9 protein-coding genes are annotated in these 11,309 nt (G+C 73.3%); 4 read left to right on the top strand and 5 right to left on the bottom strand.

Annotated elements, in window-relative coordinates; translation table 11 throughout:
* The first annotated feature begins 14 nt into the window (after window positions 1–14).
* Window positions 15–1,085, top strand: a complete 1,071-nt coding sequence (locus tag QRX60_RS46275; protein ID WP_285997810.1) for a DUF917 domain-containing protein — start codon at window positions 15–17, stop codon at window positions 1,083–1,085.
* A 127-nt stretch (window positions 1,086–1,212) separates the two neighbouring features.
* Window positions 1,213–2,691 (top strand): helix-turn-helix domain-containing protein, encoded by a 1,479-nt coding sequence (locus QRX60_RS46270; protein WP_285997809.1) that lies wholly within the window; start codon window positions 1,213–1,215, stop codon window positions 2,689–2,691.
* Here the strand turns inward: QRX60_RS46270 and QRX60_RS46265 are convergent, their stop codons facing one another.
* Genes QRX60_RS46265 through QRX60_RS46255 form a run of 3 tightly spaced genes read right to left on the bottom strand, consistent with a single transcriptional unit; the run spans window position 2,692 to window position 5,338 of the window.
* Complete coding sequence (locus QRX60_RS46265; RefSeq protein WP_285997808.1) at window positions 2,692–4,500, bottom strand: hypothetical protein; 1,809 nt, start codon at window positions 4,498–4,500, stop codon at window positions 2,692–2,694.
* Complete coding sequence (locus tag QRX60_RS46260; protein ID WP_285997807.1) at window positions 4,500–4,814, bottom strand: hypothetical protein; 315 nt, start codon at window positions 4,812–4,814, stop codon at window positions 4,500–4,502. Before QRX60_RS46260 ends, QRX60_RS46265 begins: the two co-directional genes overlap by 1 nt.
* Window positions 4,811–5,338 (bottom strand): YbaB/EbfC family nucleoid-associated protein, encoded by a 528-nt coding sequence (locus tag QRX60_RS46255; RefSeq protein WP_285997806.1) that lies wholly within the window; start codon window positions 5,336–5,338, stop codon window positions 4,811–4,813. Before QRX60_RS46255 ends, QRX60_RS46260 begins: the two co-directional genes overlap by 4 nt.
* Before the next feature lie 183 nt (window positions 5,339–5,521).
* On the opposite strand from QRX60_RS46255, the gene QRX60_RS46250 reads away from it, so the two are divergent.
* Entirely contained in the window at window positions 5,522–6,532 is a 1,011-nt protein-coding gene (locus tag QRX60_RS46250) for an aldo/keto reductase (RefSeq protein ID WP_285997805.1), read from the top strand.
* 389 nt (window positions 6,533–6,921) lie between these two features.
* On the opposite strand, the gene QRX60_RS46245 is transcribed toward QRX60_RS46250, so the two are convergent.
* Window positions 6,922–7,479 carry a DinB family protein gene (locus tag QRX60_RS46245; RefSeq protein ID WP_285997804.1) on the bottom strand — a complete coding sequence of 186 codons (558 nt, stop codon included), beginning with the start codon at window positions 7,477–7,479 and terminating at the stop codon, window positions 6,922–6,924.
* Window positions 7,480–7,497: 18 nt separating this feature from the next.
* The gene (locus tag QRX60_RS46240) at window positions 7,498–10,773 is read right to left on the bottom strand and encodes a glucodextranase DOMON-like domain-containing protein (protein WP_285997803.1); all 3,276 of its coding nucleotides are present in this window, start codon (window positions 10,771–10,773) and stop codon (window positions 7,498–7,500) included.
* 122 nt (window positions 10,774–10,895) lie between these two features.
* Here QRX60_RS46240 and QRX60_RS46235 point away from each other — a divergent pair, with 122 nt between their 5' ends.
* The gene (locus QRX60_RS46235) at window positions 10,896–11,306 is read left to right on the top strand and encodes an ATP-binding protein (protein ID WP_285997802.1); all 411 of its coding nucleotides are present in this window, start codon (window positions 10,896–10,898) and stop codon (window positions 11,304–11,306) included.
* Window positions 11,307–11,309: the final 3 nt, after the last annotated feature.

Here is an 11,309-nt window from a genome sequence, read left to right as displayed (position 1 = left end):
TACTGTGGTCAGTCATGCGCATCACCGCTGGTGACGTGGCCGCCCTCGAGCGCGGGGTGGCCCTGCTCGGGTCCGGCGGCGGCGGGGACACCGTGACCGCCGCCGTGCTGCTGCGCCAGTTGCTCTCGGACGGCCGTGCGCTGGTGGTGTCATCGACGGCCGAGCTGGCGCCTTCGGCACGAGTGGTGCCCATCGGCGTGGTCGGCGCGACGGCGGCGTTCACCGAGAAGCTGCCGGGCGGTGGTGAGTTCGCGGCCGCGGTGGCCGCCGTCGAACGCTGGACGGGCGAGCGTGCCGACGCGCTGATGTCGATCGAGATCGGCGGCCTCAACGGGCTGCTGCCGCTGGTCGTGGCCGATCAGCTCGGGCTGGGGTACGTCGACGCCGACCTGTCCGGCCGCGGCCTGCCCCGGCTCGACCAGTTCTCGGTGGCGGCGACCGGCCGCGGGGTCGCGCCCGCGGCGCTGGCCGAGCCCGGCGGGCAGGTCGTGGTGCTGGCGGCCGGGTCCGACGCGGTGATCGAGCGGGGCACCCGGGCGTTCCTGGCCGGCTCCGGCGGGTGGGCGGCGTTCGCGCTGGCCCCGATCCCGGCCGGGGAGCTGGCGGGGTGCACGGTGCCGGGAACGACGAGCGGCGCTTTGGAGCTGGGCCGCCGGGTGCTGGCGGTGGGGGAGAGCCCGCCGCGAGACGCGCTGGAAACGGCGTTGGCGGGGTCGGTGCTGGCCCGTGGGCGGGTCCTGGAGGTGGCGCGGCACCTCGGGCCCGGGCAGCACGGCAGCCCGGGGTTCGGCCGCGGCAGCGTCACGCTGGCCGACCACCGCGATGGCGGGCTGCTGCGGCTGGAGATGGAGAACGAGTACCTGCTGGCACTGCGCGACGGCACGCCGGTGGCCTCGACGCCGGACGTGCTGTCGGTGCTGGACCACCGGACGGGCGTCCCGGTCTCGTGCGACGCGATCCGCACGGGCGTGGAGGTCGACGTGGTGCGGCTGGCGGCGGCCCCGTTCTGGACCGACCCCCGGTGGCTGCCGGTGGTGCGGCCGCGGGCGTACGGCATCGACTGCGACCCGGTGGGGATCGGATGAGCGGGCCCCGAGCGCCCCAATGTGGCGTTGGGTGCGTCAGACGCACCCAATGTGGCGTTCGGTGCGTGCCACGCACCGAACGCCACATTGGGGCGCTGGGGTCAGGCCGAGGGCCGGTGGGCCACCGATGAGCCTGCGGCGGGTGCTCGCCCTTCCCAGCTGGGCGGAGCACGTCCGGCTGCTCGCCGGTGCGGCCGGGCTCGATCGTCCACTCGCGACGGTTCAGGCCACTTTGGACGCTTCGCACCGGCCCGCTCCCGGGGAGCTGACCGTCGTCGCCCGGCCGGTCGCCGGGACCGACTGGCAGATCGATGCCCTGGTGCGGCGCTGCGCCGATGCCGGCGCCACCGGGGTGCTGCTGCCCGGGACCGAACCGCTCACCGCGTCGCGCCTGCTCGCCGACCGGCTGGCCGTGCCGCTGCTGACCACCGGCGCGCCGCCCTTGGACCTGCTCGTCGAGGCCCGGCTGCTGCTCGCCGCGCCCGAGATCGACCGGGCGAATCTGCTGCTGGCCACCCACCGCGCGCTCGGCGACCGGCTGCGCCCGCCCGAGGAGGTCGTCGCCGTGGTGCGGCGGCTGCTGCGGTCGCCGGTCGCGGTGCTCGACGACCGCGGGGCGCCGCTGGCCGGCGAAGTGACCGGGCGCGTCCGCCTGGACGAGGCGGTGCCACAGCGGACCGAGGTGGACGGCGGCGTCCTCCTGGCTCATCCCGTGCTGCTGCAGCGGCCGGCGATGTGGCTGGCGGCCGAGCTGCGGGGAACCGAGGCCGCGCGGGCCGACGTCGTCCCGCCCGCGCTCGCCGTCGCGGCCGGGGCGCTGCAGCGGTGGCTTCTCGCCAACCGGCTGGAGCTGGAACGGGACGCGCGCTCGCGCACGGCGCTGCTCGGCGACCTGCTGCGCCTCGACACCGAACCGGGCGCGGACCTGCGCCGTCGCGTGGCCGACGCCGGCTGGCGGCTCGGCGGCTGGCACGTCGGGCTGCACATCGGCGTCCCGGCGGCGGTCGACACGGTGGCGCGCACGCAGGAGGTCATGCGGGCGCTGGACGTCGACGCGGTCGTCGTCGAGCACGGCGACGGCTGGACCGGCTGGGTCACCTTCGACCACGAACCCACGGCGGAACGGGTGCGCTCCCTCGCGACCCGGCTCCAGGCGGCGCACCGGACGCTGCGCCTGGGCGCGCACATGGGGGTCGGGCGGCCGCACCCGCGGCCGGAAGGGCTCGCGGCGACCGTCGCGGAAGCCCTCGACGCGGCCCGGCTGGCCGCGACCCGGCCCGAAACCGGCCACTTCCTGCACGTCGATCAGCTCGGCATGGCCCAGCTGCTGCTGGAGTGGACCCGCACGGACACGTTCGAGCCGGCGGCGCGGGCGCTGGTCGCGCCGTTGCGCTCGGTGCCGGGCGACCTGGTCCGGACCCTCTCGGCCTACCTCGACGCCGAGTCGTCGATCGCCGAGACCGCCACGGTGCTGGGCGTGCACCGCAACACCGTGGCGGCCCGGATCGCGCGGATCGAGCAGCTGCTGGGGGTGGACCTGTCCCGCCCGGACGAGAGGCTGGCGCTGCACCTCGCGTCCCGGGCGGTGATCCTCTCGGACGAGTGACTAGTTGTCGTCCCCGCCGCCGGTGACGTTGCCGATGCTGGCGGGCACGCCCTTGATCATGTCGACGACGGTCTTGCCGGCCAGGCCCGACTTCCCGAACCACGGGTCGGTCATGATCTTGATGGCCGACTCGAACTTCTCGGCGCCTTCCTTGCCGAACACCTTGCCGAGTTCGTGCACCGAGAAGTTGCTGATCTTGTCGAACTTCTGCATGATCTCCGGCGTCACACCGTCCATCTTGGACAGCTTGTTCTTGATGACGTCGGTCATCTGGTCGGTGAACGGCTTGTGCGGCTGGGGATCCGGGGTGGCCGACGACGGAGTGGAGTCCGGTTTCGGTTCCGGCGTGGTGTCGGGCTTGGGCTCCGGCGTGGCGTCCGGCTTCGGTTCCAGGGTGGTCGAAGACGAGGACGGTGCGGGTTCCGGCTTGGGCTCGGGCGTCGTGTCCGGCTTGGGGTCGGGAGTGGTGTCGGGCTTGGGCTCCGGCGTGGCCGAGGACGACGACGGCGCGGGTTCCGGTTTCGGTTCGGGCTTGGGCTCGGGGGTGGTGTCCGGCTTGGGCTCGGGTTTGGGCTCCGGCGCGGCCGAGGACGGCGCGGGTTCCGGCTTGGGTTCCGGTTTCGGTTCCGGGGTGGTGTCGGGCTTCGGTTCGGGCTTGGGTTCCGGGGTTGCCGAGGACGACGACGGCGCGGGTTCCGGTTTCGGTTCGGGCTTGGGCTCGGGGGTGGTGTCCGGCTTGGGCTCGGGTTTCGGTTCCGGGGTCGCCGAGGAGGGAGTGGTATCCGGCTTCGGCTCCGGCGTGGTGTCCGGCTTCGGCTCGGGCGTCGTGTCGGGCTTGGGCTCCGGCGCGGCCGAGGACGGCGTGGTGTCGGGCTTGGGCTCGGGTTTCGGGTCCGGTTTGGGTTCCGGTTTCGGCTCGGGCTTCGGGTCCGGCGTCGCCGACGACGGCTTGGGCTCGGGCGTCGCATCCGGCTTCGGCAGCGGTGTCGCGTCCGGCTTGGGGGTCGGGGTCGGGGTCAGGCTGTTCGTCGGGGGCTTCACCGACGTCGCCTCGTCGCCCGCCTTGCCCATCTTCGCCAGCGCCTTCACCAGCTCGGCCAGCTTCTTGCCCAGCTGCATCAGCTTCGTGCCGATTTTGCCCAGGGCCGTGGCCACCGTGCCGATCGTCGTGCCGATGAAGATCGCGATCGACGCGCCGAACGTCACCGGGGCCAGTGCCGCCGCGATCAGGGCGCCCTTGATGATCGTCGCCAGGAGCATCGCGATCAGGTCGCGGAAGATGCCGCGGAAGGCGCCGACGATGCCGCCGGCGATCTTCATGTTCTTGCCGGCCTGGTCGAGGTAGCCGCCGAGGGAGTTGAGCTGGTCGGTGACCGCGTCCATGTCCTTCTTGAACTGGTCCGCGGCGTTGCCCGACCAGTCCTTCATGAGCTTGTCGATCGCCGACTGGTGGTCCGTCGACCACTGTTCCAGCTTCTTCTTCTCGGCCGTGAGCGCTTCGCTCGCCGCGTTGATGCCGATGGGGTCGCCCATCAGGATGTCCAGCGGCCACCGCAGGATCGTGATGTGCTCGATGAGCCAGCCGATCCCGGCGGTCAGCAGGCTGCCGATCGGGTCCAGCACGAGACCGATGGTCTCCAGTGCCATGCCCGCCGAGCCGATGCCGATCGCGACCTTGTCGTTGTCCTTGCGGGCCTTGTCCAGGCCTACCGCGGCCTCGAAGAACCCGGCGCCGGCCGAGGCGTTGTCGCTGTTGAAGAGTTCGGAGCCGTGGAGGCTGACGTCCTTGCTCTGGTAGTCGTCGCCCACTATTCGAACCTCACGATCGAGTCGACGGCGTCGGCTTCGCCCGCCTGGTAGCGCTTCGCGGCCTCGGCGACCTTGTCGGCGAACTCGCCGATGGTCTTGGCGTAGTTGCCGAACTGGTGGTGCGCCTTGTCGGTCCACGTGCTCGCGCCCGCCGCCATCAGCTGGCACGCCGGGTTGATGCCGAACATGCCGGGGTCGCACGTCATGCCGCCGACCAGGTCGGCCGTGCCCTGCAGGTTGCTCTGGAGCTCGTCGAGGTGCTTGCCGAAGTCGGCCAGGGGTTCCGAATTGACCCTGAAGCCGCCGCCGCTCACCAGGGGTTCGATTCGTCGTCGGGGTGGTCGTCGGCCGGGGGACGGCGACGCGGGGCAGGCCCGGCGGACGGCGGGGCCGGCGGCGCGGGCGGACGCGCCGGGGGAACGGCCGGCGGCGGGGTGCGCTCGGGCTCGGCGCTCTCCGGCGCGGCGAAGTCGCCGTCGGGTGGCGGGTCCGGCGGCAGGAACGACCGGACCATGTCGGTCGACTCGCCGTCGCCGTTGATGGTCGCGAAGGAGTCCGCGACGCTGCGGGCGGTCTGGCGCTGGGCTTCGCGCACCGTCCCCATGATCGCCGCGGTCAGCCGCGCGGGCCCCAGTTCGCACGCCCGGTGCCCGAGCTCGAGGTTCGTGAGCGCGCCGTTCGGCGCGAGCGTCACGGTGACCGCCCCGTCGCGCGAGCGGACCGTGGCACCGGCGGCGGAAAGCGCTTCGTTCAGCGCCGCCGCCTTCGCCTGCATGTCCCGGACCTGACGTTCGAGCAGGAGCTCGAAGTCTTCACCTGGCCCCAGGTTGGGTTGCACGAATTCGACTCCTCGCCACGCCGGGGTGCGGGGCCCGGGCCCCATGATCGGGCCAGGTTATCGCACCCCGGACGTTCATCCGGCGGTACGCGGGCGGATGCCTGGTTTTCTCCCCGATGTTGCCCGGGAATGCCCTCGATCGGGTTTGACCCGGACCACGCTCCGGGTTGCACGATCGGGGACATGACACGACTGGGCGACTACCGGCCGCTGGGCCGCTCCGGGCTGCGGGTCTCCCCGCTGGCGCTGGGCGCGATGACCTTCGGCACCGGCTCCTTCTGCGCCGGTGACGACACCGCGCGCAAGATCTTCCGCGCGTACGTCGAGGGCGGCGGCAACTTCGTCGACACCGCCGACAACTACAGCGCCGGCCGCAGCGAGGAGCTGGTCGGCGAGTTCCTGCGCGAGGTCGACCGCGACGACGTCGTGCTCGCGACCAAGTACTCCGGGCCCGGCTTCAGCGACGGCGAACCGCGGTCGGACCCCCGCCGCCGCAGCAACGGCCGCAAGAACATGGTCGCGTCGCTCGAGGCGTCCCTGCGGCGGCTGCGCGTCGACCACGTCGACCTGTACTGGCTGCACATCTGGGACGGCTTCACCCCGGCCGAGGAGGTCATGGCGGCCTTCGGCGACCTCGTGCGCGCCGGGAAGATCCGCGCCGTGGGGCTCAGCGACGTCCCGGCCTGGTACGCGACGAAGGCGGCCATGCTCGGCGGCCCGCCGGTGACCGCGCTGCAGCTGGAGTACTCCCTGGTCGAGCGGGCGATCGAGGCCGAGTACGTGCCCCTGGCGCGGGAGTTCGGCATCGCGGTCCAGCCGTGGGGCGCGCTCGGCGGCGGCTTCCTGTCCGGCAAGTACACCCGCGACGGCGGCGGCACCGGACGGCTCGCCGACGGTGCGCCCTACCGGTCCCTGCCCGAGACGCGCTGGGCCGTGCTGGACACCGTCCGCGAGGTCGCGGCCGAAGTGGGGGCGACGCCGGCCCAGGTGGCGCTGCACTGGGTGACGCGCCAGGCGGCGATGCCCGCGCCGCTGATCGGCGCCCGGTCGCCGGAGCAGCTCGCCGAAACCCTCGGCGCGCTCGAACTCGTCCTGACCGACGCCCAGCTCGACCGGCTGACGGCGGCCAGCGCGCCGGAACTGCCGTTCCCGCACGGCATCCTGGCGCGGCTCAACGCCGGGCTGCCGCGCTAGCCGCGTCGGAGGTTCGTTGACAGCGGCCCGGCCCTGGATCTGCCGAGGGTCGCGGTGGCTGGTCCGGCGACATGAATGAGTCATTCATGTCGTCGGACGAGGTGAATGGGTCATTCACTGCATCGCGGCCGGGGCTGCACGGGCCGGGTTCTCCTGGCGCAGGTTCCCCGTGGCCGGGCCGCGGGAGACGTCGTCGGGCTGGTAGCCCGGGGCCGGGCTCCACGACACCAGCTCGACCTGGTCCCCGGTGCACTTCGCGAGGTCAGGGCTGCGCGGGGCCCGCGGTCACGGCGCCGACGGTCAGCCCGTGCGCCTCGGCGGAGTCGTCGAGCGGGCCCTGGTTCCACGGCAGCGTGATCGCGGGATCGCTGACGTCGCCGCGCGGGACCCTAACGGGCGGCCGCGGCCGCCCGCTCGATCTCCGCGTGCCGGGCCGCCCAGAACTCCGCGTCACGGCTCGCCGCGCTGGTCACCCCGTCCAGCTGTTCCCGCAGGATGTCGGCGTGCCCGGCGTGGCGGCTGGTCTCGGTGAGCACGTGCACCAGGACGTTGAACAGCAGCACGTCCGGGCGCGGCCACCACGGCACGTGGCCGGGCGCGTCGACGGCGAGAGCGCTGATCGTCGCGTCCGAGTGCTCCCAGGCGCGGCGGTAGCGGCCGACGATCTCCTCCCGCGTCTCGTGCTCGGTCGCCCACATGTCCTTGCCGCGCGCGCCGGCGTCGTCCCACCGCGGCAGCGGCTCGGGGAACGGCCGGCCGAAGACCTCGCCGAAGTACCGCGCTTCGGTCAGCGTCAGGTGCTTGACCAGGCCGAGCAGGTTGGTGCCGGTCGCGGTCAGGGGACGGCGGACGTCGTACTCGCCCACGCCCTCGAGTTTCCCGACCAGCACCTCGCGGATTTCCCGCAGATCGTCGTGCAGATACCGTTTTGCGAAGTCGTCGATCACGCTTTCGAGCGTGCCAGATCAGCCCACGGGCACGCCACGCACTTCGACCGGCCCGCGGGTCGGGTCCAGCTCGGCCGCCTGGTCCACTCCGGACGGCGTCAGCACGTCGAACGCCTTCGGGGCCGTCGCCGGGTCCGCCGTGCAGAGCGGTGCCGTGCCGCCCGCCGCGCACAGGCCGAACGTGTACTGCCCCGCCGTCGGCGTGAACGGCCGCGCCTGGTCGGGGGAGTTGCCGTCCTGGCCGGTCAGCACGACCGCGAACGTCCAGCCGGCGGCCGGGGTCCCGAACGCCGACTTGGCCACGCTCACCGTGATGTACCGCGTCGCCTGCGAAGCCTGCACAGACGGCGTCGCCAGCGAGGCGCCCGAAGTGTCGACGAGCGCCGGGTCGGCGAAGCCCTGGACCTCGATGCGCCGGCTCCACGCGTCCTGCGCGGCGATCGAGTACGCCCGGCTCGGGAACGGCGCCGCGGTCGACGTCGCCGTGGCGGCCGGGTCGTGCGCGTAGATCGTCAGCAGCTGCGCGCCCAGCGGCGAGCCGAACGTCGGGGACAGGTCGCGGACCTGTGCGCGGAACACCAGGTTCGTGCCCGAGTCGATGACCTGGAAGCGCTGCAGGTCGAACGCGCCCGCGTGGAAGTCGCCGGCCGTGGGGTAGGTGTACGTGCCCGGGCCGTTGTCGTCGCCGTCCGGGTCGGTCTTGTCGAGCAGGACGGTCCCGGTGACGAAGTCCGAGCTGATCGTCTTCTGCGCGTAGCCGGTGCCGGTGGCGGTGGTGGCGGCCGCGGTGACGACGTTCGCGCCCAGCGGCGTGGGCACCGTCGCGCTGAACGTACCCGTGGCCGTTGCCCGGGTCGAGAGCACGGAAGTCGTCCCCGCGTCGGTGGCCGAGACGGCGAGGTCGACCCGGCTGCCGGCGGGTGCGGTGCCGGTGACCGCCGCGGTCGCGGTCGACACCGATGCCGGAGCGTCGAGGGTGACCGCCAGCGCCGCGGGCGGGGCCTGCGTGACGTACCGGGCGCGGACGTCGGCGGGCTGCTCGGGCAGGCGGCCGTCGTCCAGAGCGCGGGCCAGGCGCACCGACTGCGACTGCGCCCAGCTCAGCGGCGCGACCGAACCGGCGGGCTGCCCGGGGGCGAAACCGATCGACGCCGTACGCGGGTCCGAACCGTAGGGCGACGCCGGCACCGCCGGGTTTTCCCACGTCTGCTCGGGAATCAGCCCGGTGCCGCCGGTCTGCGCGCGCATGGCGCGCAGCAGCGCCGCCGCGCCGGCCCGGTCGCCGGTCTGCACGGCCTGCTCGCCGCGTTCACCGGCCAGCACCGGCCAGAGGTGCCCGGAGCCGGTGTTCGTGGACGGCCACGGCGCCCCGGTCGGCGCGCAGTTCGTCGGATCCGGTTCGTAGCAGTCGCCGTAGCCGTCCTCGCTGCCCGCGGCGGAAGTCCCGTAGCGGTACCAGCCCGGCCCGGCCGGGGTGTCCCGCTTGATCACGCGGTCCACGACCCCGAGCGACGCCGTGACGTCGGGGTCGTTCGCCGCCAGCACGCCGAGGCGTGTCAGCTCGAGGAACCCGGCGTCGACGACCGCGCGCTGGTCGGCGTCGACCGAGCCGTTGCCGAGGTTGTAGATCCATTCGGAGTTCGGGTCGCCGTTCTTGGTCAGCCGCAGGAAGTACCGGCCGCCGTACGGGCCGGTGGACGTCACCGTCCAGCCCTTGATGCTGCGCTGGAAGTGGTCGGCGGTCGCCCGGTAGACGCGGGCGCGTGCGGGGTCGCCGTTGCGGTCGGCGATCACCCCGGCGGCGACGAGCCCGGCGATCTCCGCGGCGATCGTCGAGGGGGAGTAACCGCCCTGCTCCTCCCAGCGCTCGGAGCCGAACGCCGGGCCGTGCGCGACGACGAAGTCCGCGGCCGCGCGGATGTGGTCGGTGTAGAGCGTGTGGTCGCGGTCGAGCCCGGCCTGCAACGCCATCAGGATCGGGTACGCGCTCTCGTCGAGCTGGTCACCGCCGGAGTCGGGCGCTTTCTTCCCGTTGAGCATGGAGTTGCGCGGGAACCGGCCGTCGGGCTGCTGCTGGCGGGCGAACAACCACCGCACGCTGGCCCGCGCCGTCTCGCGGTCCCCCGCGGCGAACAGGCCCGAGAAGCTTTCGTACAGGTCGCGGGCGAAGATCTCGCGGTACGAGCCGAAGTAGACGGGCTTGCCGCCGGGCGCGTCGCCGGCGGAGACCGCCTGCCCCCACGGGCTGCCGAGCGAGGCGACCACGGCGCCGGGGAACGTCTTGTCCTCGCTGGCCTTCAGCACGTTGGCCGACTGGTAGTAAGCGTCGGAGTCCTTGCCGCGCACCGGGATCAGCCCGTTGTCGTAGTCGCGCCAGCCGCGCGCGTAATCGCGGTAGCTCTGCTCGAACGGCGTCCGCAGGCTCGCCCCGGCGGTCTGCACGGCGGCGCGCGCGTCCGAGCCGAAGCCCAGCGCCAGCACGGCCGGCCGGCGCGGTTCCAGGTCCAGCTGCGCGGTCTGCACGACGTTGCCGTTCACCGCCGACGGTGCCGGATCGGTGAGCCGGTGGTCGCGGTCGAGCTGGGCGAGCCCGTCGCCGGCGGTGCCGGCGAAGCCGCTGGAGGTGCCGAGGAACCGGCGGTCGGCGCGCAGCGCGGCGGCCAGCGGGGTGGCGTAGTCGCGGTTCGGCGCGCTCGACACCGTGTTCGGGTCGGCGCTGACCAGCGCGCTCGTCGCCGCGTCGACGGTCGCGGTGTCGCCGCCGCCGTTCGCCGGGCCACCCCCGCCGTTGCCGTTGATGCTCGCGTCGAACCGCACGTAGACCTTGAGGTCGCGGCCGGACCCCTGCAGCGGCTCCAGGCGCGTCCGGATGAGCACGCCGGTCCGGGCCGGGTCGGCCAGGTAGTCGGTGACCAGCCGGTACTTGCCGCTGTGCGGGGTCGAGGTCACCTCGCAGGCCATCCCGCCCGCGCTGGTGCGGACGGTGTAGGTCATGTCCCGCGCCTGCAGGTCGGTGAACGTGCGGCCGTCGGTGACGGCGAACTGCAGCGTTTCGACGTTCGTGTTGTCGATCACCGGCGCGTACACGTCGGACAGCACCCCGCCCGCCACCGTGAACCACGCCTTGCTGGTCGTGTTCCGGGCGGTGCCCAGGCAGTCCTTGCGGGCCAGGCCGAAGTGCGAGACGGCCCCCGGTCCGGGAGCCGGGGCGGCCGCGGCGGCCGCCGGCGCGGGCAGGAGGGTGGCCGCGGCGAGCACCGCGCACAGCATCACGGACGACGTCGACCGGGTCATCCGCACATCCGATCACGCCGTCCCGCGGCGCACCAGAGCCGAACGCAGCAGGAAAATCGTTACCCGTGATTGAGAAACCCGACCGGTGGGTAGCAAACCCACAGTCCCCCGGGGAGGTGAACGTGGAAGAGCACGGATCGGACGGGTGGCGGTACCGCGGCACGATTTCGCCACGGACGCTGCCGAGTCTGCGGCGGCACCTCGTGTCGTGGCTGCGCAGACGCGCGGGTGACGATGTCGGCCGGCAGGCCGACGACGTCGTCCTGGCCTGTTGGGAAGCGATGGCGAACGTGCTGGACCACGCCTACCGCGGCCGGCCCGGGCTGATCGACATCCGGGCGCGGATCGACGAGGACGTGCTGATCGTCACCGTCGCCGACCAGGGGCGCTGGACGACGATCGCCGAGCGGTCCGACGGCGGCCGCGGCCTGCGGCTGATCCAGGCCCTGGTCGACGGTCTGGACCTCCGCTCGACCGACGACGGCACGGTGATCACGCTGACCTGGCCGTTCCCGGCCCGCCGCACCGCCTGAGCG

This window comes from Amycolatopsis mongoliensis (assembly GCF_030285665.1).
In the GTDB taxonomy this organism is placed as follows: domain Bacteria; phylum Actinomycetota; class Actinomycetes; order Mycobacteriales; family Pseudonocardiaceae; genus Amycolatopsis; species Amycolatopsis mongoliensis.
Note: the sequence above shows the minus strand (reverse complement) of the source record. Positions and strands in the feature narration are given on the sequence as shown.

Excerpts from the sequence above, each read along its gene's own strand:
- QRX60_RS46275 (WP_285997810.1), top strand. The coding sequence starts at position 15 with ATGCGCATCACCGCTGGTGACGTGGCCGCCCTCGAGCGCGGGGTGGCC.
- QRX60_RS46270 (WP_285997809.1), top strand. The coding sequence starts at position 1,213 with ATGAGCCTGCGGCGGGTGCTCGCCCTTCCCAGCTGGGCGGAGCACGTC.
- QRX60_RS46250 (WP_285997805.1), top strand. The coding sequence starts at position 5,522 with ATGACACGACTGGGCGACTACCGGCCGCTGGGCCGCTCCGGGCTGCGG.
- QRX60_RS46240 (WP_285997803.1), bottom strand. The coding sequence starts at position 10,773 with ATGACCCGGTCGACGTCGTCCGTGATGCTGTGCGCGGTGCTCGCCGCG.